The organism is Bradyrhizobium sp. 521_C7_N1_3 (assembly GCF_052075975.1).
Classification (GTDB): Bacteria; Pseudomonadota; Alphaproteobacteria; order Rhizobiales; family Xanthobacteraceae; genus Bradyrhizobium; species Bradyrhizobium japonicum.
Genome location: NZ_CP197232.1, coordinates 2,337,069 through 2,364,066, shown reverse-complemented (window position 1 = coordinate 2,364,066; position 26,998 = coordinate 2,337,069). Strand labels below are relative to the sequence as shown.

At 59.4% G+C, this 26,998-nt stretch carries 18 protein-coding genes; 4 read left to right on the top strand and 14 right to left on the bottom strand.

The window, feature by feature from the left end; genetic code table 11:
* Window positions 1–3 precede the first annotated feature (3 nt).
* Genes AB7008_RS10585 through AB7008_RS10575 form a run of 3 tightly spaced genes read right to left on the bottom strand, consistent with a single transcriptional unit; the run spans window position 4 to window position 1,832 of the window.
* Entirely contained in the window at window positions 4–1,128 is a 1,125-nt protein-coding gene (locus AB7008_RS10585; protein WP_011084910.1) for a DUF3800 domain-containing protein, read from the bottom strand.
* Between the two features lie 12 nt (window positions 1,129–1,140).
* Window positions 1,141–1,461 carry a helix-turn-helix domain-containing protein gene (locus AB7008_RS10580; RefSeq protein WP_011084909.1) on the bottom strand — a complete coding sequence of 107 codons (321 nt, stop codon included), beginning with the start codon at window positions 1,459–1,461 and terminating at the stop codon, window positions 1,141–1,143.
* Entirely contained in the window at window positions 1,458–1,832 is a 375-nt protein-coding gene (locus AB7008_RS10575) for a type II toxin-antitoxin system RelE/ParE family toxin (RefSeq protein WP_014497752.1), read from the bottom strand. Before AB7008_RS10575 ends, AB7008_RS10580 begins: the two co-directional genes overlap by 4 nt.
* A gap of 235 nt (window positions 1,833–2,067) precedes the next feature.
* Between AB7008_RS10575 and AB7008_RS10570 the strand changes: the two genes are divergently transcribed.
* Window positions 2,068–2,487 (top strand): hypothetical protein, encoded by a 420-nt coding sequence (locus AB7008_RS10570; RefSeq protein WP_441258793.1) that lies wholly within the window; start codon window positions 2,068–2,070, stop codon window positions 2,485–2,487.
* A 447-nt stretch (window positions 2,488–2,934) separates the two neighbouring features.
* On the opposite strand, the gene AB7008_RS10565 is transcribed toward AB7008_RS10570, so the two are convergent.
* Complete coding sequence (locus AB7008_RS10565) at window positions 2,935–3,201, bottom strand: DUF3551 domain-containing protein (protein ID WP_018648598.1); 267 nt, start codon at window positions 3,199–3,201, stop codon at window positions 2,935–2,937.
* Between the two features lie 537 nt (window positions 3,202–3,738).
* Between AB7008_RS10565 and AB7008_RS10560 the strand changes: the two genes are divergently transcribed.
* The gene (locus AB7008_RS10560; protein WP_026312933.1) at window positions 3,739–4,422 is read left to right on the top strand and encodes a helix-turn-helix domain-containing protein; all 684 of its coding nucleotides are present in this window, start codon (window positions 3,739–3,741) and stop codon (window positions 4,420–4,422) included.
* Window positions 4,423–6,044: 1,622 nt separating this feature from the next.
* Here the strand turns inward: AB7008_RS10560 and AB7008_RS10555 are convergent.
* Window positions 6,045–8,000 (bottom strand): thioesterase domain-containing protein, encoded by a 1,956-nt coding sequence (locus tag AB7008_RS10555; protein ID WP_441261201.1) that lies wholly within the window; start codon window positions 7,998–8,000, stop codon window positions 6,045–6,047.
* Here AB7008_RS10555 and AB7008_RS10550 point away from each other — a divergent pair.
* Window positions 7,897–8,657 (top strand): IS5-like element ISBj2 family transposase gene (locus AB7008_RS10550; protein WP_110115815.1). Its coding sequence is split into 2 segments (ribosomal slippage): window positions 7,897–8,236 and window positions 8,236–8,657, totalling 762 coding nucleotides; the frame shifts between segments, so codons are not numbered across the junction. The genes AB7008_RS10555 and AB7008_RS10550 overlap by 104 nt on opposite strands.
* On the opposite strand, the gene AB7008_RS10545 is transcribed toward AB7008_RS10550, so the two are convergent.
* The 3 genes from AB7008_RS10545 to AB7008_RS10535 all read right to left on the bottom strand — a co-directional run bounded on the left by AB7008_RS10545 (window position 8,621) and on the right by AB7008_RS10535 (window position 18,755).
* Window positions 8,621–16,786: an amino acid adenylation domain-containing protein gene (locus AB7008_RS10545; RefSeq protein WP_370180467.1), complete on the bottom strand. Its 8,166-nt coding sequence runs from the start codon at window positions 16,784–16,786 to the stop codon at window positions 8,621–8,623. The genes AB7008_RS10550 and AB7008_RS10545 overlap by 37 nt on opposite strands.
* Window positions 16,787–17,357: 571 nt before the next feature.
* Window positions 17,358–17,744 (bottom strand): ectoine synthase, encoded by a 387-nt coding sequence (locus AB7008_RS10540; RefSeq protein WP_011084901.1) that lies wholly within the window; start codon window positions 17,742–17,744, stop codon window positions 17,358–17,360.
* A gap of 732 nt (window positions 17,745–18,476) precedes the next feature.
* Window positions 18,477–18,755 carry a hypothetical protein gene (locus AB7008_RS10535; RefSeq protein ID WP_011084900.1) on the bottom strand — a complete coding sequence of 93 codons (279 nt, stop codon included), beginning with the start codon at window positions 18,753–18,755 and terminating at the stop codon, window positions 18,477–18,479.
* A gap of 396 nt (window positions 18,756–19,151) precedes the next feature.
* Here AB7008_RS10535 and AB7008_RS10530 point away from each other — a divergent pair, with 396 nt between their 5' ends.
* Window positions 19,152–19,355: a hypothetical protein gene (locus tag AB7008_RS10530; protein WP_014497760.1), complete on the top strand. Its 204-nt coding sequence runs from the start codon at window positions 19,152–19,154 to the stop codon at window positions 19,353–19,355.
* A gap of 343 nt (window positions 19,356–19,698) precedes the next feature.
* Here AB7008_RS10530 and AB7008_RS10525 read toward each other — a convergent pair whose 3' ends face one another.
* The 6 genes from AB7008_RS10525 to AB7008_RS10500 all read right to left on the bottom strand — a co-directional run bounded on the left by AB7008_RS10525 (window position 19,699) and on the right by AB7008_RS10500 (window position 26,964).
* Window positions 19,699–19,899, bottom strand: coding sequence for a hypothetical protein (locus AB7008_RS10525; RefSeq protein WP_014497761.1), 201 nt, complete (start codon window positions 19,897–19,899; stop codon window positions 19,699–19,701).
* A 1,036-nt stretch (window positions 19,900–20,935) separates the two neighbouring features.
* Window positions 20,936–21,787 (bottom strand): pantoate--beta-alanine ligase, encoded by an 852-nt coding sequence (gene panC, locus AB7008_RS10520; protein WP_011084897.1) that lies wholly within the window; start codon window positions 21,785–21,787, stop codon window positions 20,936–20,938.
* Between the two features lie 3 nt (window positions 21,788–21,790).
* Complete coding sequence (panB, locus tag AB7008_RS10515) at window positions 21,791–22,669, bottom strand: 3-methyl-2-oxobutanoate hydroxymethyltransferase (protein WP_028153345.1); 879 nt, start codon at window positions 22,667–22,669, stop codon at window positions 21,791–21,793.
* A 1,246-nt stretch (window positions 22,670–23,915) separates the two neighbouring features.
* Window positions 23,916–25,181 (bottom strand): adenosylmethionine--8-amino-7-oxononanoate transaminase, encoded by a 1,266-nt coding sequence (locus AB7008_RS10510; protein WP_011084894.1) that lies wholly within the window; start codon window positions 25,179–25,181, stop codon window positions 23,916–23,918.
* On the bottom strand, window positions 25,178–25,813 hold the full coding sequence (bioD, locus tag AB7008_RS10505; RefSeq protein ID WP_011084893.1) for a dethiobiotin synthase: 636 nt from the start codon (window positions 25,811–25,813) through the stop codon (window positions 25,178–25,180). The genes AB7008_RS10510 and bioD overlap by 4 nt, the downstream gene beginning before the upstream one ends.
* The gene (locus AB7008_RS10500; RefSeq protein WP_011084892.1) at window positions 25,810–26,964 is read right to left on the bottom strand and encodes an 8-amino-7-oxononanoate synthase; all 1,155 of its coding nucleotides are present in this window, start codon (window positions 26,962–26,964) and stop codon (window positions 25,810–25,812) included. Before AB7008_RS10500 ends, bioD begins: the two co-directional genes overlap by 4 nt.
* Between the last annotated feature and the right edge of the window lie 34 nt (window positions 26,965–26,998).

The following is a 26,998-nucleotide window of genomic DNA, read 5'->3' as shown; positions in this document are numbered from 1 at the left end:
CGTTCATGCAACGTGAGCCCCATCTGGAAAGCGAAGAAACAGATCAAGCTTATCTATGTCGTGCACACTGGCGACATGATGAAGGAACGTGACATTGGCTGCATGCGAAGCTGAGATGAGGTCCGACAAGAGTTTTGCGTTCTCCAGGCTCGTCCCGGCCAGAGCCTCTCGATCCGCAGCGACGTCCTCATGACCCGTGTTCGTAAAGTAGGTGTGCATCTTTCCTAAGACGCCCACAATAACGTCTGAGATCTGAAGCCCTAGCTCGGCTTTGGAATCCGCAAATCGGAAGTTCGCAACCGGTTTCCCCTGGCTGGTCAGAGGTGTTTCCAGCAGGCGGTCGTGGATGACCTTCTCCATGTCGAAGATGTGGGTCGAATTCTTGAAGATCGCGATACGTCCCTGGTAAAAGGTACTGAACTCATCGATGAGCAGGTTCGGGTAATAACCTTCAATGAACTCCAGACTCTCCAGCGCCCGTCCGGCCTGCAGTACACCTTTCAACATCATTGCATTGAAATGCCGGAGGACATCACTGTTACGTTCGAGAATCTCAATGAGCCTGTCGAGGAAGGGTCTCCGCCCCTCGGGTGATAACCCCGGATAGCCGAAATCGTGAAATAGCTGGATGGTTGCGGCCAGTTCGCAGCGCAGCACTGCGACGAGGTCGCTTTTCAGCAAGACGTGGTATTGCAAGAGCATCGGATTGCCAAGTTCAGGCACGATCGAATCGATGATATCTGCAACTGACCAGTAGAATGGATCCAGCTCGTGATAGTGGATCATCAACCCGTTATCGATAAGCCATCGAAGGAACGTGGTCAGCTTTCGGGAGCGAAGAACGTCAAGAAAGTTACCCTTGGCGACATGCTCCAGTTTGATTTCCGGAGCCGTCTTCTGGATACGCATCGCTTCTCGAAGCGATTGAATCTCAATCGGTCGCGGTGCTCCTTCATGCACAATGCCGCCGAGGACGAATACCTTCAGCTCAGCAACGTTCAAACGTCCATCGTCAATATACAACTTGCGGATATTGTTGGTCTCATCGTGATAAAACGTATAGACGCCGTCGGCCTTGGTCAAACCATGTAGCTGGATTTCAGCATCCCGAAGTTCGTCAATATCCATCCATTCCCACTCTTAGGCCGCAGCTCGCGAGGATGCGCGACGAACGGGCTTATGACGGATAACGACGTCCACACGATAATTAAGCCGATCTAGGCATCGAACAATCCTGTCGATCGAGAACTTCCCTACGCGGCCGGTCACTAGGGCAGATACATCAGGCTGTTTAAGGCCTAGCAGTTCGGCAGCCTTTGTCTGAGTCAACTTGCGACGTTTGATGATCGCACGAAGCTCACGAATAAGTTTGGCTTTGAGGAGTTCTTCCTCAGGATTGGCAAAGCCAAGGTCAGCGAAAATATTATCGCTGCCTGCGGTTGCTTTAATTGCCTTACTCATTTCTTGCCTCCTTTTCCGTAGTTCTCTTGGTAATGAGCCTCGGCTGCCTTCAACCGGGCCTGAATTACCAAGATGTCGTGCTTCGGAGTCTCAATCCCCTTCTTCGACTTCTTTTGGAAGGCATGAAGGACATAGATAACGCCAGCGAAGCGTACGGTGTAGACGGCACGGAACGTATCGCCATCTTCATCGTCGATGACCTCCAGTACACTCCGGCCACCAAAGCCCTTTAAGGCCTTGGCACGAGGATGCTCGTCGCCGTTTTGTGCATCATTGATCGCAAACCCCATGACGCGGCGAACCTCGTCCGGGAAAGCTCGTAGATCGTCCTTTGACGATCCGATCCAAACTACGGGCTTCTGTGTGGTCATTCGCCCTTCTCTTATAGCACTACTGCTATAATTTTGCAAGGGTTTCCTGACGGGCCTATAAATGGCGAATTTCCGCCACTGCCCGTCGACGACCTCTCCGATCCTGTCCATCAACGTCGCTAGGCGTACTTTTGATGGCCTCGATCTTGGGTTGAAGCTATGGTGATCGCCACTGGGGAGGGGGCAATATCCTCATAAATCGAACCGGAACGAATGGTCTAGCTGTGGCGACTGATTGATCGGGGCGCTTTGGGCGCGTCAAAGTGATCAGCGAGGACCGGTCCTCTTTGCTGAAGCCAGCCAGCCAGCAAGCAATATTTTGAGGCTGGAGCTCCTGAGATCAGATGCCACCCAAGCTGCCTGCATTGGCAACACGCTCCCGGAAGGCGCCGCGCGTCAGTCAGGATCTACTCCGGCGCTTTACATGGTAGATCAGATCAATCGACGTATGTCTTGCGATCTTCGGTCCTACCACGCGAATGCGCTTGGCATTACTGGTCCGCAAATGATGATCTTGATGGCTCTGACGGAGCTGGAAGAAGATGGTGTTCCCGTCAATGCTGTCGCGAAGCTGATGAGAGTCGAGTCGGGTTTCATCACCAAGCAATCGAGGGAGCTTGAGGTAAGCAGTTCGTGCGCCGGAAATCCGACATGAATGATGCCAGGTACGTCCTTTTGTCGCTCACGGGCATCGCTCGCAAGATCCTTACGAGCAGCAGAAAGAGGTTGAGCAGTTCGTCTTTGATTATGTCAGCATTCAGGAGTTCGCCAAACTGGCCGCCTGTTTGAATGGACTCAGGTCTCGGTTGGAGAAGGCTCGGCTGCACGCCGCGCTGAACTCTGAGACAGATTGAGACAGTACTGGGAAGAGCGCGGGCCTTCTGCTATCTTCCGAGAGATCTGAGCCAGAAGATCCGTTTCGAATAGTGTCGCCCCGCCCCAGGAGCGGATATCGCCGTCCAGATGCAAGGATGGCACCGGGCGCAGTCGAACGAACGGACCAATCAGCCGATTCAGCGGCTGGGGTCGAGCGAACCGCGACACGAGTCTGAACGGTCCGTCCATCATCCAACGCTGCTTGGCTGACCTGACGACGTTCGCCTCAGCGCAATTGCCTTCCCTGTCGCTCGAAGGCGTACATCGGATTGATACCGCAATAAGCGTAGGTGCCGGATGCGGTAGCCATGCACTGACTGTAGGTCGAGAACTGGCAGTTGCCCGGATATCCCCAGGCTCGGCCCTGCAGGCAATAAACGTCTTGGCGAGCCGGTGGGGTGTACGAATGAACCCGTGAAGCAGCGGTCAAATCTGATCCAAAGCTGACGAGGATAGGAAGTGCTAGGATTCCGGTAGCGAGAAGGTAAGGCATGAGATCTCTTGCCTCCTTAATTCGCTGAAGGATAGAGCATCCGTATTAGAGGTTTGATCTTAGTCAATTGCCGGTGTCGGGTCCAGTTGGACCATCGTCAGCGAGACAATCACCCGTGGCAGAGCCTCGACGGGGGCTCTTGAGCAGACGTTGGATATCAGGGTGGGCTTAAGAGGGCCGGAGCCGATTATCCGCACCCGTCCTTGGTCTTGGACACACTCGCTCGCGATCCGAAGCCGCCTTTCAAAGATACTCCGCAGTGAAACGCATCTTTTAAGCGCGACTTGTCGCCTTCGCGCAGCAGAACACTCGTATGGCACTCAATCCATGATCGCTTCGTTCGCTCCGACGCGCGTTGCGGGGCCCCCCTCGACCGGATGACAACACATTGCGTCACCTCAACTGCTGCGCGCGCACTGCGTCACAATGACACGACTTCTCCTCTTCATGGCCGCTTGTTACAATGACATCCATAGATTGCGCCGGATCAATTCGCGAGGCTCCCCTTCGTATATTCTGGTTCAGGAGTGTCGGACCATGTTCGTGAGCATCACCACAGACCATAGATCCCTAATCAATTCGCTCAGTGAGCTCGGCATATCGAGCGGCTCGAATCCGATCGTCAGCTTGAGTGAATTCACTTACAAGAAAGGTAAAACCATCTACATCGAGAGTGAGCCAGCCGAGTACGTCTACCAGGTCAGGAAAGGCGCGGTACGGACCTGCAAATTACTCTCCGATGGGCGGCGCCAGATTGGCGCATTTCATTTGCCGGGTGATATTTTTGGACTCGAGAACGGCGGAGTCCACCGATTTAGGGCGGAAGCGATCATCCAAACCGCTGTTCGCCTGATCAGGCGGCAACACCTTGAGACGGTCGCCGAGAATGACGCGGTTGTCTGGCGCACCTTGCTCAGCTTGACGACGAATAACTTGCAACACGCCGAAGACCATATGCTGCTGCTCGGACGTAAAACTGCTCTGGAGCGCGTTGCCGCGTTCTTGCACGAGATGGATGAACGACTCACGGCTGCTGACGTGATCTCGCTCCCAATGTCTCGGCGCGACATCGCCGATTACCTTGGTTTGACCGTCGAAACCGTTTCGCGTGCAGTGTCGCAATTGCACACTGATGGTGTCCTCGATTTCATCGGCAATACCCAACGCGAGATCGTGATTCTGGACCGGCAGCGGCTCGCGAGCCTTGACCTGCAAAGCTAACATGCGGACGGCGTGAAAAGCTTCGGTCGCGGTTAGGATCGCCCGCAGCAACTACCGCACTTTCAGGAAAATTGATCTCACCTCCGAGGCGCAACCAATCAGCTATCGAGTGCTATTCCCCGAACGCTGCGATGTACCTTCGGGCGGTGCCGGTAAACACCGCCGGATCATACAGGCCCTTGAGCCAACGCCGGTGACGACGGCAAACCATTGCAATAGACTCGACCGCCGTTTCGATCTCGAATGGAATGCATTCGGGTTTCACGCGCGCCGCAACGTCTCAAAGGCGAAATCACCCAGAAGGTCGGCACGCCTGTTCATTTGTACAGCATAAACGCCGGTACGTTTTCGTGCCCGAAGCTCATTCGAAACAACACGACGAACGTCTAAGCATGCGCTTTTGGCCGGACGGGCCGTGCCCAATTAATCCTCCATCAAGGCCACTTCCGGGAAAATACGGGGGCTTGCCTTCGATTTACAATTTGCAACTTGCCCGATCGCTCCGGCTTCGCTTGAATGTCCTCATGCGGGGCTGGACTGTGATCGTGCTTCTGGGCCTTACAGCCATAGGAGCTTATTCCGTCGGCCGTCAGGACGGGCGACCCTCTACTTCTGCGCCTGCAATGGTAGCGCAGCTAACCAGCCCCCCAGCAAGTCCGCTCGCGCTAACGGCGGTGCCGGGCAGCCCTTCGCAGCCGCAAGCTTCCAAGACTGCTCCGCCCGGCCCGCGTGGCGCCACCGCAATACCCAAGACACCGCAAGATCCCGCCCCACAGCAAACCGACACAAAACGCAAGATCGAAGTTGCGCTGACCGCCGCGGCCATCGCCGCGATCCTGATTAAGGCCAGCCGGGATCACAATATCACGCAACTGGCAGACCCTGCGCCTGCCCGGATGACACGATGCGCAATGGCCGGGCATGCGGCAGCAGAAGCGCCTATTCGCGGCCGGGCGGCGCGGCACCGCTGTGCTACTGGGTGATGTTACGACAGCAATGATAGACGAGTATCGAAAAAAGATAACTCGATAGTTGTTGTGGGGCGGGGCTGGTTCAGTTCAGCGATTTCTTCACTGGGGGGTTGCGCTCCTCGCCTTAGCCGTTGCGGCGACGACACTAGCAGGATGCATCACAACATCCATACAAAAGGTATGCAGGCCGGGACCTTCCCTCCGAACCGGTCAATCGGATAGCCGCTTACGTCGCGGGCCCCCGTTCTAGTTTCTAGCATTCAGTCGACTATCTCAGAGGAAGGAAGAAAGCCGGCGTCGTTGCTGAAGATGGGTTGGTGTTGTTTCCACCAATGCGGACGTACACCATGCAGAAATTCGTCTGGCTTGCGACCAACAACATTGATGGCGTGCTAGTCCTGAACGTCGGTGACACTGCGGTCCAGCAGCAGTATGCTGGACCGATCTTGAGTGGCCCGTATTCAGGTCCCTCCACCACGAACGGGACTATCAACACATTCGGGCACGTGTCGTCGTCAGCGTCGCTGAATGGAACATCGTCGGGTACGATTACCCGCAACATCTACTCCCGGTCTGTCTTGTGGGATGGATATTTGGGGCTAGTCTAGAAACGAAACTTCGAACCTGAGCCTTCGGAGAAATTCTTTGAGCCTATTCAAGAGTGCCGATTAGGGCCGTTGAAATAGCATGAGCGAGAACTTGGCGGTTTTCTGGGTTGCTCACCATTGTCGCGTGGTTGCCTGGAACAGGTACCGCATGAATGGCCCCCGCATCGACGACCAGGTCCCAGCCAAGCTTTGGCAGGTTTGCATCGCGACCAGATTGCTTGTCAGGCGGTACCCAACGACTAAGAGGCTCACTGGCATAAAACTGGTATATTTCAATTGGGAGCGACGGAATGCGATACGATTGTAGCGCCCGTTGAAATGCCGCGGCCCTTTGATACATCGAGACGTCACTGTGAAGATCGTGATCTGGAGCTAACGCTCCTGTTTGCTGCGCCTTTTCGAGCAACTCAGAGATGGAACATTGTTCCGTGTCGCGTTCTAAAACCTCGCGATATTCATCGCGCAAGGTTCCACAACGATCCAAAACAAACTCTCGCGCCAAATTCTTCAGTGATGCGTTCGAAGAAGCCCCAGGTAGACTGACATCGATGAAGGCCATGAACGACACAACTTCATCACTACTCAGTAATCGCTCGGCAATTGCATAAGCCAGGATTGCACCTGATGAGTATCCAGCAAAGCGGTATGGGCCACGTGGCTGGATCTGTTTAATCGCAACAATCACCTCCGCGGCCATCGCCTCAAAAGTCGGTGGACGAACGTCATCGAAAGGTGGCCATGGCAGAGCGTAGACTGAGCAGTCTGCATCCATTTCCACCGCCAAACCGAGGACATACGAACAATCTCCAAAGCCTGACGGGACAAAGAAGAGCGGTGGTTGCGATCCGTTCGGTCGAACGGAAATCACCGCCGAGTTACTGGGCTGCACTTGCAAACAAATCTGCGATGCGAGTTCCTTCAGAACAGGTGCGCGGAAGAGGTCGGTGGCGCTAAAACTCAACCCAAGATTTGATGCTCGACCGAGCATCTGCACGGCCAAGAGCGAGTAGCCGCCCAGTTCGAAGAAGTGGTCGTTGCGCCCGATGCGCTCGACACCAAGGAGCTCGGCCCAGATCTGCGCCAGCGCCGTCTCGACCTCACCTTGCGGTAACTGGTAGGCCGCCAGCGCATAGGCCTGATCGGACGGCGCCGGCAGTGCGTTCCGATCGAGCTTGCCGTTCACCGTCAGCGGAAGCGCGGCCAGCCGCACGAACGCACTCGGCACCATGTAGTCCGGCAGTCGCGCACTTAAGTGCGCGCGCAAGGCGCCCGCAAGCGCGCCTCCACCGCCCTCATCCGAGCCGGCCTCGGGCGCGCAGACCACATAGGCGATCAGATGCTTGTGGCCGCCGCCGTTCTGGCGCGCCAGCACCACCGCCTCGCGCACCCAGGCGTGCTCGCAAAGCCGCGCGACGATCTCACCCGGCTCGATGCGGTAGCCGCGAATCTTCACCTGATCGTCGTTGCGGCCCAGGAACTCAAGATTGCCGTCCGGCAGATAACGGGCAAGGTCGCCGGTCCGGTACAGCCGATCGCCCTCGACAAAGGGACTGGCGATGAACCGCTCGGCGGTCAGCTCAGGGCGGTTGAGGTAGCCCCGCGCCACCCCCGCCCCGCCAATGTAAAGCTCGCCCACCGCACCGAACGGCACGGGCGCGCCATGGCCATCCAGCAGGTACACCCGCGTGTTGGCAATTGGGCGCCCGATCGGGACCACCGACCCATTGAAATCAGCCGGGCAAGTCCAGATCGTCGCGCAGACTGTTGCCTCGGTCGGGCCATAAGCATTGACCATTGATGCTGGGGCCAGACTTCGGATGAGTTCAGGCTTAGGGTCTGTACCTAAATAGCGCCACGTGATTCTCTTGCCTACGTGTTGATTCGGGGGCGAGAGAATGCGCGCTGGTTTGTTTTGGCTGAACGACAGGCAATGGGCGCGTATCGAACCGCATCTGCCGAGGGGACTGACGGGGCCGGATCGGGACGACGACCGACGCATCGTCAGCGGCATCATTCACATGCTGCAATCGGGTGCACGATGGCGTGATTGTCCACGTGAATACGGCCCTTACACGACGATCTACAATCGCTTCAATCGCTGGGCCAAGCGAGGACGATGGTGCGCAATCTTCGAAGCGCTGGCCAAGCCTGGCGAAGACGGCGTCGTACTGTCGCTCGACTCGACCTCGATTAAAGCTCACCGGTGTGCCTCCGGCGGAAAAGGGGGGAGCACAATCAAGCAATCGGCCGCTCGCGCGGAGGCCGCACGACAAAAATCCATGCGCTGAGCGATCCGCTCTGCCGGCCGGTCGTCCTGCATCTGACTCCAGGCCAGGATGCCGATATCGCTGCGGCTCCCGATGTCCTGGCGCTCGCGCCACCCATGAGCGTGCTCCTCGCCGACAAAGGGTATGATGGCGACAAGCTTCGCGGCGCAATCATTCGTCGTGGCGCCAAGCCCGTAATCCCCAATAAATCTAACCGTGTCGTCATCCATCGCTTCAACAAACGCGCCTACAAAGGACGAAATGTCATCGAACGCTGCTTTTGCAGGCTCAAGGACTTCCGGCGCATCGCCACGCGATATGACAAGCTCGCCCGTAATTTTTTGGCCGCTGTTCATCTCGCCGCTCTCGTCGCATATTGGCTCAATTGAGTCTGGACCCTAGGCAGCTCTCCGGCAAGAATGAGAACTTGCGCAGCCAAACGTTCCGGATCCTTGCTCGTCTGAAGCAACGCTGGGGGTAGTGTCGCGTGGGTGATGGCTTCGCTTCGGAGATAATCCGATAGCTTGTTCCTCGCTTGACGGATCTCTTCCGCAGGCAAGTGCAAAGCCGCTCCGGAGCCAAACGCCATAAGAAGCTCCCAAGCGCTTGCATCAAAAGCGATGGAGGCGAACTGCACGACTCGGCTGTTGGAAGAAGCGCCAAAGAGGCCGACCTGAGCCGACAGCAGATTGACCAACCCCCGATGCTGGACCATGACCCCCTTTGGGGTTCCGGTTGAGCCTGAGGTGTAGATCACATAAGCGAGATGGCCGGATGTGAGGCCAAGCGTGTGCCGGTCTGGGTTCGAAGCCGGCCGTTCGGCCCAGGCGGGCGTGGCCGTCTCCAGATCAATGACCGTCACCTCGGTCAGCACTTCGGGGCCGAGTGCTGCGCGACCGACGACGTCGCATAGCAGCAGCCGCGGCGCGGCATCGTTGACAACCTGACGCAGCCGCTCGCTGGGATAGGCTGGGTCCAGCGGCAGATAGGCACCGCCCGCCTTCAGGATCGCCAAGATGCCAACCATCATCATCAGGCTGCGTTCGAGGCAGATTGCCACCGGCTGGTCCGGCTTGACCCCAAGCTCGATCAGAAGATGCGCCAGCCGGTTGGCCCGCGCGTTGAGCTCGCCATAGCTCAGCCGCTCGTTTTCGCAGACCAGCGCCACCGCCTCCGGCGCCTTTTGCACCTGCGCCTCGAACAGCTCATGGACGCACTGCTCTGTTGGATAGGCCTCTTCCGTCCGGTTCAGATCCTCCAGCAGATAGGTGCGCTCCTCAGCCGGCAAGATGTCGAGCTCGCGTACCGGCGTATCCGGGGCATGCTCCAGCGCCTCTGCCAGCTGCTCGAGCGACCGCTGCATGTAGCCGCAGATCCGATCCGCCGAGATTGGCTCCGCCACCTGCACAGTGAGGCCCAGCGCCTCGCCAAAATCCTCAACCGACAGGGTCAGCGGATAGTTAGTGCGTTCCTCCCCGCCCAGCCATTCCATACCCGACAAGACATCATCCGTCCCGGAGCCGGGCACAGCCGGCGCCTTGTTGTGACGATAGTTCAACAGCGTGCTGAACAGCGGCGCCGACGCCGCAATAGCGCTGCAGCGCTGCGCCAGCGCCAGCGAGGCATGCTCATGTGTCAGCAGCTCGGCCAGCCGGGCGTGCGTGGTCCGCACGCTCGCCTCGACGGCGGTCCCATCAAGATCAAGCCGCAGCGGCAGGGTGTTGATGAACAGTCCCATGGCGCGGTCGGCGCCGGCGCTGCCCTGCAGGCGGCCCAGCAGCACCGTGCCGAACACCACCTGCTCGCGGCCGCTGCTGCGCGCCACCACCTGCCCCCACGCCAGATGGCACAGGCTCGCCAGACTCACGCCCAGCCGCCGCGCCTGTTCCGCCAGCCGCGCATGGAGCGCTGGCGGCAGCATCCGATACGCCTCACGAACCCCGCCGCCGTCGCCGCGCACCTCGCTCAAGTTGAAGGGCGTGGTCGGCTCGTCGATGCCGGCCAGCAGCTCCCGGAAGAACGCTTCATCCGCCTTGGCATCACCGCGTAGATGCGCCTGCGCCACCAGATTGCGGAATGGCTGCGGCGCCGTCAGCTCATGCTCGCGCCCCTCCAGCTTGGCCCGGACTTCAGCATGCATCACGTCCCGGGTTGCGTGATCCCCGATCAGATGATGCTGCAGCTCCAGCAACAGCCAGCGCGCGCTGCCGGGCTCGCGCGCAATCACAAACCGCAGCAGTGGCGCCCGGCCGAGCTCGATGCGGTGCCGGCGCGGATCAAACCGGTTCCTGAGCTGCTCAGCGCCAGCGCCATCAGCGCCATCCAGCTGGACCTCGATCACCTCCAGTCGCGCCTTCCGCCACACCACCTGGACCGGCCGCGACAACCCCTCCCAGACAAACGAGGTACGCAGGATGTCATGCCGATCTACCACCCGCTGGATCGCGGCAAGATAGCGCGCGAGCAGCCCACGCTCGGCAAACGCCATCTGCGACATCAGGAGGTATGGATCGCCCTTTGCCGCTAGCAAATGATGGAACAGGATGCCGTCCTGCAGCGGCGACAGACCGTAAATGTCCTGGATGTTGCAAACCCCGCCGGGTACCGTGGCGATGATCCGGTCGATCTCGTCCTGCGCGAGCTCGATCAGCGGCAACATCTCCGGCGTTATCGCCACGCTCCGCTCGGTGATCAGGTTGGCCGGGACTGCCACCTCGTGATGGCGGCCCAGGCGTGCGGCCAGATCCGCGAGCACTGGCTTGACGAACAAGGTGCGCACCTCGATGCGCAGTGACCGCCGCCGCAGATGCTCCATCATCTGCACCGCCAAGAGCGAGTGCCCTCCCAGTTCGAAGAAGTTGTCGTGCCGTCCGACCCGCTCCAGCCCCAGCAGCTCGGCCCAGATCTGCGCCAGCACCGTCTCCATCTCGCCCTGAGGCGGCGCGTAGGTCCGCCGCGCATATGCCTCGTCGCCCGGGGCCGGTAGCGCTTTTCGATCGAGCTTGCCGTTCAGCGTCAGCGGAAGCGCCGCCAGCCGCACGAACGCACTCGGGACCATGTAGTCCGGCAGCCCCGCACTCACATGCGCCCGCAAACCGCCGGCAAGATCAGATTCCTCAGCTCCGGCGGCAACGACATACGCAACGAGCCGCTGCTCGCCGCCACCATCCTCGCGCGCCACCACCACCGCCTCGCGCACGGAGGCATGCTCGCAAAGCCGCGCCGCAATCTCGCCCGGTTCGATGCGGAAGCCGCGAATCTTTACCTGGTCGTCGTTGCGCCCTAAAAACTCCAGATTGCCGTCCGGCAGGTAGCGCGCCAGGTCGCCGGTCCGGTACAGCCGGTCGCCCTCGACAAAGGGACTGGGGATGAACCGCTCCGCGGTCAGCTCAGGGCGGTTCAGGTAGCCCCGCGCCACCCCCGCCCCGCCAATGCAGAGCTCGCCCACCGCACCGAACGGCACAGGCGCGCCATGACCATCCAGCAAGTAGACCCGCGTGTTGGCAATAGGGCGGCCAATCGGGACGATGGCCTCATCAAACTCAGCCGGGCAGCTCCAGGATGTCACGTCGATCGCGGCTTCAGTCGGACCGTAAAGATTGTGCAGGGCCGTCCAGGGCAATACGCGCCGAACCCTATACACACTGGCGGCAGGGAGCGCCTCGCCGCTGCATAAAACCTGCCGCAGCGATGTGCAGCGGTCAACACTCTTCGCATCCAAAAAGCTGACCAGCATGGATGGCACGAAGTGAACCGTCGTGATGCGCTGGCTGACGATCAAGTCGACCAACGTATCGGGATCTCTGTGCGCACCGGGCGGCGCCAGTACCAGCGTTGCCCCTTCAAGCAAAGTCCAAAAGAACTCCCAGGCCGAGACATCGAAGCTAAATGGCGTCTTCTGCAACACGACGTCTGTTGGTTTCAGACCATAGGCGTCCTGCATCCAGATCAGGCGATTAACGATAGCCCGATGCTCATTCTGTGCCCCTTTTGGCCTGCCGGTGGATCCCGAGGTGTAGATCACATAGGCGAGATTGCGGGAGGTCAGGCTGAGCGCGCGCCGATCAGGATCCGCTTCCGGCAGGCTGGCCCAGGCCGGCGCCGCAGCATCGAGCTCCACCACGCTCACCTTGGCCGGCACATCCGCGCCGAAGGCGGCACGGCCGGCCACATCGGCCAGCAGCAGCGGCGGCGCCGCATCGTCGAGCACCTGATGCAGCCGCGCCGACGGATAGGCCGGATCCAGCGGCATATACGACCCGCCGGCCTTGAGGATCGCCAAAAGCCCCACCACCATCATCGGACTGCGCTCGACGCAGATCGCAACCGGCTGGTCCGGCCTGACCCCGAGGGCGATCAAGTGATGCGCCAGGCGATTGGCCCGCGCATTGAGCTCGGCGTAGCTCAGCCGCTCATCTTCGCAGACCACCGCCACCGCATCCGGCGCCTTGTGCACCTGCACTTCAAACAGCTCGTGGATGCACCGCTCCGCAGGATACGGCGCCGCCGTCCGGTTCAGCTCCTCCAGCAGATACGTGCGCTCGGCAGTCGAGAGCAGCTCAATCCGGTGGACCTCTTGCTGCGCATCGGCTGCCATCGCCCGCAGCAGCGCCAGCAGATAACCACGCTGCCGCTCGATCGTCGCCTGATCAAACAGCGCCGTGGCATAACCCAGCGTTCCGGCGATCTCCTCGCCATGCTCGCCAAGGCTCAGCTCCAGATCGAACTTGGCCTGATCAATCTCCTCCCCGGCAGCTTCGACACTCAGCCCCGGCAGGTCCAATGGCCCAACCGCATTGTTCTCCCAGGCCAGCATCACCTGGAACAACGGTGTGTGATCAAGAGCCCGGGGCGGCTGCACGATCTCCACCACCTGCTCGAACGGCAGGTCCTGATGCTCCTGCGCAGCCAGCACCGTGCGCCGCGTCCGCTCCAGAAGCTCCGACACGCGCGGCTTGCCCGACAGGTCCAGCCGAAGCGCCAGAGTGTTGACGAAGAAGCCGATCAGCTCTTCGATCTCGCGGTGCCCCCGATTGGCGCTCGGCACGCCAATCACAAGATCGTCCTGCCCGGACAGACGCGACAGCACCGCCGCCCAGGCCGCCAGCACCGTCATGAACAACGTCGAGCCATGCTGCAGGCTCAGCCGCTTCAGCTCCCGCGTCAAATCCGCATCGACGGTGATCGGGACCGCGGCCGCGGCAAACGACTGCTGGGCAGGCCGCGCATGGTCCGTCGGCAAGACAAGACGGGCTGTGCCCGCCAGCGCGCTGCGCCAATACTGCGCCTGCTGCTGCAACCGTTCCCCCGACAGCCATTGGCGTTGCCAGGCGGCGTAATCCGGATATTGGATCGCAAGCGGCGGCAGAGGATCGTCCTGCCCGGCCTGGAATGCCCGGTAGAGCTGGCTAAGTTCACGCAGCAGCACGCCCATCGACCAACCGTCCGAGACGATGTGATGCTGGGTCAGCAGGAAGACGTGTTCCTCGTCGGCGGTGCGGATCAGCCGACCGCGGATCAGCGGACCGCGCGCAAGATCGAATGGCGTGCGCCCCTCTTCATGGCACAGATCCAAAAATGCCGCTTCCGCATCCGATCTCTCCCGCAGATCATGCTCAACTATTGGCAGACCCGCGTCCGGCGGCAAAACCTCAACCCGGGGCTTGCCCTGGGTCGCGACAAACACACTGCGCAGCGCCTCATGACGTGCAAACAGACGGTTAAGGCTGCGCTGCCAGGCGCTGCGGTCGAGCATCCCGCGCAATCGCAAGGCCAGCGGAATGTGATAGTTGGTGCTGCCTTCGTTCAGCTGAGCCAAAAACCATAGCCGCTGCTGCGCAAACGACAGCACAAGCGGCTCATGCCGCGACACGGCTGCAATCGACGGCAGCTCTTGCGGACCCGAGCAGCTCAACAGCTCGACGATGCTTGCCGCCAGGTCACTCAACACTGGCCTTGCGAACAGCGTCGACAGTGGCAGTTCGACCCCGACAGCCTGTGACAGCCGGCTCGACATCTGCACGGCCAAGAGCGAGTGGCCGCCCAGTTCGAAGAAGTGGTCGTTGCGCCCGATGCGCTCGACACCAAGGAGCTCGGCCCAGATCTGCGCCAGCGCCGTCTCGACCGCACCTTGCGGCGACTGGTAGGCCGCCAGCGCATAGGCCTGATCGGCCGGCGCCGGCAGCGCGTTCCGATCGAGCTTGCCGTTCACCGTCAGCGGAAGCGCGGCCAGCCGCACGAACGCACTCGGGACCATGTAGTCCGGCAGTCGCGCACTTAAGTGCGCGCGCAAGGCGCCCGCAAGCCCGCCTCCACCGCCCTCATCCGAGCCGGCTTCGGGCGCGCAGACCACATAGGCGATCAGATGCTTGTCACCGGCGTCGTTCTCGCGCGCCAGCACCACCGCCTCGCGCACCCAGGCGTGCTCGCAGAGCCGCGCGACGATCTCACCCGGCTCGATGCGGTAGCCGCGAATCTTCACCTGATCGTCGTTACGGCCCAGGAACTCAAGATTGCCGTCCGGCAGATAACGGGCAAGGTCGCCGGTCCGGTACAGCCGATCGCCCTCGACAAAGGGACTGGCGATGAACCGCTCCGCGGTCAGCTCAGGGCGGTTCAGGTAGCCCCGTGCCACCCCCGCCCCGCCAATGTAAAGCTCGCCGACCGCACCGAACGGCACGGGCGCGCCATGGCCATCCAGCAGGTACACCCGCGTGTTGACGATTGGACGCCCGACGTGAGGCATCTGGGGCCAACATGACGGATCAGCTGCAAGGTGGTGCTCGGAAATGACGCTGATTTCCGTGGACCCATATTGATTGATCAATCTCGCGTTCGGATGTGCTTCGAAGAACGTCCTAAGCAGTGGAGTGGCCTGCAATCGCTCGCCGGCTGTATAAAGCTCTCTTAAAGAGGGCAGCTGCACGCGCTGCGCGCTCCAGACTTCCGCAAAATGATTCAATGCCACGAACGGGAGGAAAAGCCGCTCTATCGCCTCCCGCTCTATAAATTCCAGCAGGTCGGAGAAGTGCCTCCGGGTCTCTTCCCGCACGAGCACAAGCACTCCGCCGTCCTTCCAACAGATGAACAATTCCTGACAGGACACATCGAAGTTCAGGGTCGCGAATTGAAGTGTGCGCAGTTTTGACGTGCCAATCCCCGCAAGCGAATTCACAAGCGCGCCATGGGACATTTCCACGCCCTTGGGGATTCCGGTTGAGCCGGAGGTATAGATGACATAGGCGAGATGGCGCGATGAAAGGCCAAGCGCGCCCGGGTCCGGGTTCGAAGGCGGCCGCTCGCCCCAAGTGGGGGTCGCCGTCTCCAGATCGACCACCGTCACATCGGCCACGGCTTCGGCGCCCAATGCGGTTCGACCGGCGACATCGCAAAGCAGCAGTTTCGGTTCTGCATCGCCAACAATCTGCCGCAGCCGCGCCGACGGATAAGCCGGATCTAGCGGCAGATACGCGCCGCCCGCTTTCAGGATCGCCAAGAGACCAACTACCATCGCCAGGCTGCGTTCGAGGCAGATCGCCACCGGCTGGTCCGGCTTGACCCCGAGCTCGATCAAATGATGCGCCAGCCGGTTGGCCCGCGCATTGAGCTCGCCATAGCTCAGTCTCTCCTTCTCATAGACCACCGCCACCGCTTCCGGTGCCTTTTGCACCTGCGCCTCGAACAGCTCATGGATACATAGCTCAAACGGATAAGGCGCCGCCGTCCGATTCAAATCCTCAAGTAGATACGTGCGTTCGTCGGCGGCCAGAATGTCTATTCGGCCGACAGGCTGCCCAGCATCGGCCATCACGCCGCGTAACAAAGTTTGCAAATGCTGCGTCATGCGGTCGATCTGCTTCGGTGCTAATCGAGCGGCATCAAAATGCCAGCGGAAGCTCCCATCCAGAGCGCAAACCTCAAAGGTCAGCAAATCGCCGCACAAGGCATGCCCAGCTTTGTGGTTCGTCGTCAGAGCATCAGCGGCGTGACAGCTCTCTGTCGTGATTGCAATGCCAATCGGCCAAGGCTGGCGCGCCCGTAGCGCCACCACTCCTCGCAATGTCGGGCAGCGCGCTATAAGATCTCGGGCAAAGCTAGCGTGCGCCCTCAGCTGAGCGACTTCGGCCGCTACGGTTTTGCGTACTTCTTCAAAATCATGAGCAAGCTCAATGCGAACATCCATCGGCACGACGGAGGCCATCACGAGTTTGGAGCCGGTTTGCAATCGGTCCCATGCAGGCTTCCATCCCAGTTGAAACTCTTGTTGCCCCGTGATCCGAGCGAGATAGATCAGCCAAGCTGCTACCAAATATTCCGAGCGATCTTGTGGGGAAATAGCCAAACCGCTTGGGCTAAACCATGAACTCGACTGCCATCGGGACGGCGCCGCAGCCACGGACGATGACACGAAAGGCGGATGCAATCTGCTAAACTGCTCGAGCCGCCGTCGCCAAAACTCCTCCCCACGCGCCCGCAGTTCATCCGCGGCAGATATGCTCTGCACCTGATCATCGCTCAAGATCGGACGGCGTCTTCCTTGATTCACGCAAATCGCTCACATCGGTTCGGATCTGTTTTCGGGCTTTGGCTGGCCTGCATTGATGTGACGAAACCCTTCGCCAAAGCGGATCACTCAATCTTCCGCCAACGTTCCGCACCACCAAATATGGTGGCGGCGGTATCGCAGCTGCTACTCAAGCGCGTCAGCGTTTCTGGTAAGCGTTCTCATCGAACGACTTCTCCTCTATGGCGCCCTTTAGACGATTACGCATGTATCGTGCCAAAGGTGAAATCGAGTGCAATCAATGCGATAGCCACAGCGGTGCTGTGTCAGCTGTCCAACAGCGTCGCCAGACATCGTACAACTAAGCGCGCTATCAATCGCACAAGACCCCGCCCGCCGGGTATTCCGGACAAGAAAAAAAGGGACCTGGAATGCCAAAGTAAATTTGTCAGCTCAACCTAACCGCATCGCGTGGGCATTTCGTAAAAAGTCCGCGCGTGCGGTACGAGCCAGTGCTGGATCGCTCGAGTAAATGTTTCTCGCAATTAGCGGCAGTTCATATTGGATTGGCGTTTCTTCGCATCGCTCAATATGTGGAGCCTGCCGGGTCGTCCAGCTTGTGGCGCTCGGTTCCGGTGAGGGGCGGGTTGAAGATGCTAACGAGGATCATGTCCTTGTCCGGTCCCCCGCGCAGGAGATGCTTGTCATGCTTGTCAAGCACATACATGTCGCCTCGGCGAATAGGAAAGACATTGCCGTCCATGTCCTCGACCTCGCCCTCTCCACCGATGCAGAAGCAGGCTTCGAGATGATTCCGGTATTGCAGAAGAGAAACGGTGTTAGCGCGCACGATGGTGTGGCAGATGCTAAAACCCATGCCGTCCTTATCCGTCAGAAGGCGGTGGCTCGTACTATTGCCCCAATCGACGAAGTGATCGGTTGCTTCAATGTCGTGCAGACTACGCACAATCATGGTGTTGCCCGATTCTGATTGATCCAAAAGCTGGAGGCCGTTGTTCTGCTCCGGAACGGCGCCTTCCCTGTCGCGCGGCCGACTGCGGTCTCCGTCGAAACAACCGACCGTCGGCCGCGGAGAACCTGGGCAGTAGTCCTACGGGATCGGCTACACGCAAAAGGCCTGCCATTTGCCCGACGGCGACTAGTAAAAATATCGGTACGAGGGTATTTCGCAGCCGATCGGCGCGTACCAACTTGATGTACCACGTCTCGGGCGGTACCGCCGCTTGCCTGTGTATTCACCAGAATGCTGCTGGAGATACTGCCGCCGACATAAACTGTCTCCACTCGCAGATTTGGCAAGTCGTTTCCTTCCTTGCTGTGCCTCTCGCCGCGAATACGGTTCCGCAGCGTTTCAGCCAGCAGAGCAAATCTCATGCCGTGGTCGCAGACCGATGAACGATGAAGTTGTGGCTGTCTCAGCTGGCTAGTGAGAACGATTTGGCTAGGCGTGTAGCCAATCTAACAAACTGCCGAGATATGGCCGAGTACAAACAAGTCCTGAGCGAGAACCGGTCGAACAGTGGTGCTTTTTAATCCGCTGGTGAAGAGGTCCCGGATTGAAGTCAGTGATGCTGCTCGAAAGTGTTTGGCGATCGGACTCGACAAAGCCCGCCGCGATCAGAACCCGCAAATTAGGTACAGCCCGCGGTACAGAGCGGTTTTTGAGGATGCGCAGCTGGGAGGGTCAGCCGTGGGGTCCCACCGCGCCTCGGATCAGGCCGCCCGGAACGCGCGCGTCGTTCGCGGCTCCGCGACTAGTTTGCCGGCATGTCCGCCCCTTCCGGAGGCTAAACGCGAGCGGGAAGGTCTCGGCTGAAAGGAACTCCAGCGCGGTCTGCTCTTCGGTGAGGCGTTTTTCGATGAACTGACGTTCGACATCCGACAGGTTCGACTTCAGCAGGCGACGATAGCGGTGGATGTTTGTGCGGTGAGCACGAATGCGGGCCAAATATTCATCGAGCATCCTGGACGCTCCTGAGGTCGTCGCAATCTCTACGAAGAGATATTCAGGCGAGCATGTCGTCGATCAACGCGCCACCCGCCATCGCATCTCGGAAGCCGTTCGGCGGGCAGATAAGGACAATGGCAGTTCGTGACAACACTCCTTCCGCTAGCGTAGCATTTCCATCGCCACGACCCGCAGCGTTCTTGGCTCACCATACGCCGTCTTTCTGCTCGGCTAGTCGCTCAAACAGAGCTGGGCGCTTGGAAGGCGCAAGGAATAGTCGGTCACGCTCCCGGCGCCGGACGCTTGTCGCTAACAAGCTCGCCCGTCAGTATTCTCTTCCGAGGAGCTGAACATCGTTTGCCGATGTGCTATACGCATCTTCGTTGAGAACAGCTTTGTTTGAGAGTTTCGATGTCTCTTTCGATTGGACTGATTGTCGACGGCTATGTGAAACTAAACAACCGCAGCGCGCTGGAGAACCTTCTGGCGCATCGGCGGGAGTTGCTGCAGCAGTTGAACTGCGTTACCGGCATTGATCCGAAGCCAGCGATCGCTCAGGTCAGTCAAGACATCACAGTGATCGAAAGGGCACTTGCGGCGCTCACACAGGAGTAAACAGCAACGGCGCACCGGCTCGCGTGAGTTGACGGCGCTCCGGCGCCGAACACTGACTTCGCCCCCGTTTCCGGACGAAGGTTATTGGAGCGTCGCCTCACCGGCATCGTGGCGCGCAAGGGTGCGCGCCAAGGCTTGGATGCGGCGTCTGCTGTGCGAGCTGCTCTCTCGTTTCAAGGATCGGCCGGGCACCGAGCAGCGCGCCAACCGATTCACATCAGATAACGCCGCGTCTTGGGTGACGTTAGGCCACCATCGATTTGCGACCACGATACACTCTGCGAGCTGGATCTTCAGCACTGTGACTTGGAAATTCACCTCAATGACAAGCCATGTCCTAGATCTATCGCCACATCGTTGGTGCTCTGGAAAGAGCTTCCTGACCGATCTGTTTAAGCAGATCGGGGCGCGTCTCACCTCTGGTGGCGGCCTCCAGGATTCTGGAGGCAACGTAGGCGCGGACGCCGGCGTCATACGGTGGGACGCTCACGCAAACCTCATCCAGGATCGTGCGCAGAAGCGTGATCGTGCCAACGTCCAGCATTGAGAGATCTCCCTCATACCATCGGGGAAGATAATGGGCATTTGCTGGACCGCAACTCAAGTACATCGGAGCGCATGAGCCTCCGCGACTGCCGGTCGGCCGATTTCCAGCGCGGTGCAATGTCCAGCACCTCTGCGATCGCTGATCCATTGCGGCAGCTCGCTTGATCGGCCTGCGTTTGTCTTCTCGTCGGCCGTCTGGGCCTAGCAGACAAGCTTGCTAGAGCTCAGAGGCCAATGTGAGCTCCCTGCGATCATGCTCTGCGATGATGTACAGCATGCTCGGCCATCTATTGCGCGCCGGACTGACTGGGCGGCTGCCGCAGGCCAATGCTCGCACGGTGCTAGCTCGTTGCCGAGCCTCATCAGGTTCAATTGCGGCCAGAGGATTTGCCGTTTATCGCGCCTGCTGCGCTTCGGCATACCTGCCCCGATGGAGTTGGTAGAAATAGCTTGCCACTGCTCCGATGTCGTTTCACAAGACGGCACCTATCGGCTCCAAACCCGAGCGCCTGGCATCCTACACTGTAGAGGGACATCGCGACCAATTCTTGCGGTGAAGCATATCTTTGCGTCAAAAACCAGCGCCCGCCCGACGTCTGGCGACGAAATCGGGCCAGGATCCGGCGCCCGCGCTTCACTGCCCCCTTGACTCGCCCCTGGCCGCTCTTAGGGAGCTTCGGCTTTTTGCAGCTTGACGAGGTCGTCTGCGCCATCGTGAAGTAATTTCATGGTCATGGGCGCGTGGTTGTTGATCCATAATCGCACGTATTGGCAGCACACGATTTTGAGCGTCCTTTGGCGATGCCCGCTTGCAGGCGGATGATCTCGGCAGCGTGGAGCGGCCCCGCCTCGCTCCACCCCGTCAGCGGCAGAGCCAATCTCCAACCGACATCATGAGCTCGAGCGTGGGGGAGTTGTTCAGCACGCAAAGGGCAGTTCCGGATCGTCTTCGAGAGTTCTTCCAGGATGTTGAGGATTTCAGGGCCAGCCCATCCGGTTCGACTGCTCCTGAGCGCAATCACTTGCGGATCTCGCTACGATGGCGACCAGGACAGGACTACATTGTCGATCAACCGCGTGGAGCCGACGTACGCTGCGACACAGAGCACCGCCGGATAGCGCAGAGGGCTGTCAGCAATCCTTAGAGTCCCAGGGTCGACAAGCTCAAGGTACTGTAGTCGATCGACCCTTTCCAAATGCCTTCTTGCAAGCGCAATCAGCGTTGCGGCGTCGCGTTCCCCTGAGGCAAACTCATGCGCTGCGGCGAACAAGCCACGGCTGATCGCCAAGCTCCGATCACGTTCTTCCGGGCAGAGATAACGGTTGCGACTGCTCATTGCCAGCCCATCTGGCTCCCGCACGGTTGGCACAGTGACAATCTCGATCGGAAGATTCAGATCAACCGTCATGCGGCGTATTACCGCGCATTGCTGAAAATCCTTCTGTCCAAAGTACGCGACGTCCGGCTGCACCATGTTGAATAGCTTGCAGACGACGGTCGCTACACCACGAAAATGTCCAGGCCTGAAAGCTCCGCAGAGCGGCTTTGCGAGTTCGCCCGGCTCGACAAAGCTCTCAAATTGAGCCGGATAGATCTCCTCTGCACTTGGCGCGAAGATGATGGAGACCCCGGCACTGCCGCATAACGCTTCATCGCGCGCGAAGTCGCGGGGGTACCTGCTGAGATCCTCATTTGGGCCGAACTGAGTGGGGTTGACGAAGATGCTAACGACAGTGACGTCGCAGTGTTCCCGGCTGGCCGAGATCAAGGCCAGGTGGCCGTCGTGCAAGTATCCCATCGTCGGAACGAATCCGATGCGCTTTTCGGCATTGCGAACGTCTGCAAGGGCGCGACGCAGCTCAGCCACCTTCGTAATTACTTTCATTTCTTACCTTGAGGTTGAACTGGAGGGCACCCAGTTGGCGACGGCATGCCGAAGCTGATCAGGAAGCCGATAGCACTCCTCTGAGCCCGGGAACGCCCCTTTGCGGATATCGGCAGCCCAGCGCGACAGCGCCTCCTGGAACAACTGGAATCCATTTGTATAGGCACGAACGAATTTGGGGCGATGGCCTTCGGTTAGCCCCAAGACATCATGAAACACGAGCACTTGGCCCGAGCAATCGGCTCCTGCTCCGATCCCGATGGTGGGTATCGTGAGAGATTCGGTCGCTCGCGCCGCGAGCTCGGCAGGAATGCCCTCCAGGACAAGCGCGAAGCAACCGGCTTCCTGCAGACGGTGCGCGTCATCGAGCAACCGCAAGGCGGTATCTGTTGTCCTTCCCTGCACTTTGAATCCACCCATGACGTTGACGCTCTGCGGGGTCAGACCGAGATGTCCCATCACAGGAATGTCGCAATCGACCAAGGCGCGTACCATCTCGATGCGTTTGGCACCACCCTCGAGTTTCACAGCATCGGCGCCACGCTGTAAAAAACCTCCTGCATTGCGAATCGTATCCTCAGAACCGACATGAAAGCTGAGAAAGGGCATGTCGGCCACAAGCAAGGCATGAGGCCTCGTGCGCGCAACAGCCTCCAGGTGATGATTCATCATGGCCACGCTGACGGGCAGCGTGTTGTCGAATCCCAGGCAGACGTTTCCAACGCTATCGCCGACCAGGATGATATCGACAATGGGATCCGCGATGCGCGCCGCAACCGCATCGTAGGCGGTGGTCATCACGACACGCCGTCCTTTATCCTTCCACTGCTGCAGTGCCGGAATCGTGACACGCTCTAGAGGCTGCTCTGAACTGTGGCTCATATTGAATCCGCTCCGCACACACCGTCGGCGCTTCCTAGAGAACGCGGGAGAAACCTGTCAATGGCATGGAGGATGGAGATCCCAGTTGTCTAGAACTGGGGAACAGCGCAAAAACAGTCCAATGGTCGCGCAACCATGAGACAAGACCTTCCTCATCCATTTCACCACCCGATGGCTCGTCTTCACGTGCAGTTTCAGCGGCTATGCCAGCCGCGCCCTCAATCGAGGAGCGGCGCTCGCGACGAGCCACCATCTGCACGCGTTTCTGGGCTGATTGCAGTCTCTCCAAACGGTGACGGCGACCGGACCGAGCGCAGATGCGCGCAGTGGGGACTTCGTCTTTAGGGCACATCTCCGTGTCTGCCCGCTAGGGGGACTCGTGAGACTCCTGCTTCGGCGCCTGCGCACCGAGCAAAGCAAACGGATGGCAGGCCAGGAACGTCCAAAGGTGACAGGCCGCCGTAAGCGCAGCGAGAGTCGCGGTCGAGTAGATGTCGTCGCGAACGCGCTCAGACCGCGCCAGCCTGCTGGCCCTGTAGGCCGTGAAGTCGATTATTTTTGCCGATGTTTCTGTCACTTGATTTCCACGTGCTCTAGAGGGCCACTCGAATTCTCTGACCAGGGCCGTACCGGCACAACTCAGTCCATTCCTAAGCCGCTCGAAGCCAACGAAGCCATTTCTGATCGGCCTCCCGCCGCGCCTTGAAGCGGTTGACGCATCTCTTCGAGCAAAGAGCCGTTCGCCAGCAGTAATGGCGGATCAGCCCAAACTTTCCGCCGCATATCGCGCAGCAAGTGGCTGAATGGTCGAGGGAATTACGGAAGCCAATGTGCATTCTCGCCTCCTGTCAGACATTTACCTAGGAAGCCCCGCTGCCCTCTGACCACAGCACCACGCGCGCACCGAAGGTGCGGCCCGCCCGGCGGTCCGTCTTCCTGGTTGTTGCAGCCATCAAGAGCCTTGACTCTGATGTGCGGCTGCCTCGCGAAGCAGTACTTTCCGCAGATAGCCTCGCCGAGAATTTGGTCAAGATAATTGATTTCTCTATCGTGATTTACGCAATTCGCTCGACATTTCGGTCAAATGCTGCGCCTTGCATGACTAGCCCGCAGAATTACTGCGGCAGTTGGATCGGGAGCGCTTAAGTTGGGGGCTGCATCCTCGTTGCACTATCAAAAGCAGCAATACGGGCACTTTCCCTTCCAAGATCCTGTCACTGCAGACGATCGCACAGTCTCGTGCATCTCACATCAGCAAGTCAGCAGCGTCGCGGATGGCAGTATAGATTTCATCAAGATCGGCCGCCGTAACGCAGTAAGGCGGCATCACGTAGATCGTGTTACCGAGTGGGCGTAACAGCAGATCCCGCGCTTGGAAGAAAGCCAAAAGCCTCGGACCGATGTCCGCCAGATAGCCAGCATCGCGCGTGTTGAGTTCAACCGCTGTGACTGTTCCTGTGCGCCGCACGTTTGCGAACCGTGAATCGAGGCGGAACGGCGCGAGTGCCTGTTCTTGCATCCTCGCCAAGGATGCCAGCCGCCAGCGATACTCCTGATCCTGCCATAGGTCCAGATTAGCCTTGGCGGCGGCACAGGCCACTGGATTGGCCGTATATGAGCTCGAATGAAAAAACGTACGCGTGCGATCTTCAGAATAATGCGCATCGAAAATATCGGCACGACACAGTGTGACGGCGAGCGGCAGCGCCCCAGCCGTGAGGCCTTTCGAATAGCAAGCAATATCGGGCGTGACATCGGCCTGCTCACACGCAAACAAGGTACCCGTCCGGCCCCAGCCTGTCATGACCTCGTCCGCAATGAACAGGACGTCAAAGGCTTCGCAAATCCGCTTCATCTCTCTTAGCACCGAGGGCGAATACATCAGCATTCCACCGGCACCCAATATCAGGGGCTCCACGATAAAGGCTGCGGGATGTTCGTTTCGACACGCGTTTTCAAGCGCATCGAGAGCTCTTTGCTCACAATCTCTTGCCGGGAACGGAATCGAGGTCACCTCGAACATCAGCGCCCCGTAGGCCGCATTGAAGATGCCTCGGCTACCTACCGACATCGCCCCGATCGTGTCGCCATGGTACGAGTGCTGCATCACCACAATTTTGGTTCGCTCTCTTCCGGTATTGCGCCAGTAGCCGAGCGCCATTTTCAGCGCGACTTCGACGCTGGTGGACCCGCTATCGGAGAAGAACACATGTTCGAGCGCTGGGGAGGTGACCTTCAATAGTTCCGTCGCAACCTGCTCAGCCGGGTCGTGAGTGTATCCGGCGAAGATGACCTGGTTGAGCTTGCCTGCCTGCTCTCGGATCGCGTTCACGATGCATGGATGGCAATGGCCGTGGGTCACGACCCACCAGGAGGAGATTGCATCGATAAGGCGTCGGCCATCTTCGGTGTAGAGATAGGCCCCTTCTCCCCGGACCACCTTCGTCATATCCCGCTGTAGAGCATGCTGCGTGAACGGATGCCAGATCGGCGACCTCTTAGCTGTCTTCATAGGTTCAGGAAATCGCTGCTAACAAAGGAGTCTTTGAAAGCGGCCTGCAGCCTATCGTTTGTGAGGGGAACAAGCCACGGGAGCCGTCCCAACCAACGCACTCTCCCGATCTCGCAAACCGCGCTTTCAGTTTCGGCGTTTCTTTCGCCAATGAACGCAATCCCAAGGATTCGAATCTGACGCTTCCGCAGAGCCTCTATGGAGAGCAGGGAGTGATTGATTGTGCCCAGTCCCGTCCTTGCGCAAAGCACGACGGGAAGCTGCCAGCGCTCGAAGATGTCGATGTAAAGCGTGCGCGCTGTCAGCGGCACCATGAGTCCGCCGGCGCCTTCGATCACGAGTCGCCGCTCGCCGCTGTCCGGCAGTCCAAGCGTCTCTGTATCTATGCGAACGCCGTCGATCTCCGCTGAGTGATGGGGCGACGCGGGCGTCCGAAGTCGATAGAGCTCCGGGACAATCCGATCGGACGAGAGGCCACCGAGGCGGCGGATGCACTCGGAGTCGATCTCTTGTTCGAGTCCAGCCTGGACCGGCTTCCAGTAATTCGCGCCGAGAAGCCCGGCGAGCCCTGCGGAGAATACCGTTTTGCCGACCCCGGTGTCCGTACCAGTCACGACGATCCGTTTATTCATCGAAACGAGCCCCTCGTCACCTCAACCAGCGCATCGAGCATCGCGCGCACGTCCGCTTCGCCAACATTGAGTGTCAACGAAATTCGCAAGCGGGCGGTGCCTGCAGGGACGGTTGGCGGCCGAATTCCGCGGATATCGAAGCCGCGCGCCTGCAGAGCAGAGGCAAGTCGCATTGCATGAGCATTGTCACCTACGATGTAGGGCACGATCTGAGAGGTCGATGGTGTGCGCAAACCAAGCGAGGTGATCTGCCGATGCGCGAACGCAACGAGTTTGGCCAGCCGTTGCTGCCGCTCCGGCTCTTTCTGCAGGGTGAGGAGTGCCTCTCGAACGGCAACGGCCATCAATGGTGATGGGGCGGTGGCAAAAATAAACGGACGGCAGCGGTTGACCATGAAATCGCGCAAGATGCCGGAGGCCGTAACAAGTGCACCCGCCGCACCGAGCGCTTTGCCGCAGGTATGAACGACGATGAGATTTTCGCGCTTGTCATAAGGGGCCGTGAGCCCTCGTCCTTGATGCCCGTAAGCGCCTGTGGCATGTGCCTCGTCCACGATCAGAAACGCGTCTTGGCGATCGGCGATTGCCACTAGCTCTTCGAGTGGAGCGAAGTCGCCATCCATACTGTAGAGACTTTCGGCCACAATCCACACGCGGCCCGCTCCACCTTTGTTTCGCCAGGCGCGAATTGCGTCTTCGACTGACTGGGGATCATTGTGCGCGTGAATTCGACACTCTGCGCGACCGGCCCGCGCCCCCTCGTGAATACTGGCGTGCACGAGCGAATCGAGAACGAGCAGATCGCCGCGCTGCGGGAGCGTTGTCAGGAGGGCAAAATTTGCGATGTAGCCGCCTCCAAAGAAAAGCGCTGCCTCCGCGCCAAAGAACTGAGCCGCTTCTGTTTCGAGCCGTTCATGCTCCTCGCAATTGCCGCGCAGAAGCCGCGACCCGCCGGCTCCAACCGGAGTGCCCGCCTCGAGCGCGGCGACCATCGCCTTTTTGATGCGCGAGGCGTTCCCGAGCGCCAGATAGTCGTTCGATGCGAAATCGATCCCCACGCGCGGCTTGAGGCAGCGCAGCCGTTTATCTTCGTTCAAGGCATTCAACGCTGCGACGTAGGGACTAAGTCTTGCTGTCTGGATCGACCGCATTCATCACTCCGAGGATCGCATCAAATCACGCAAA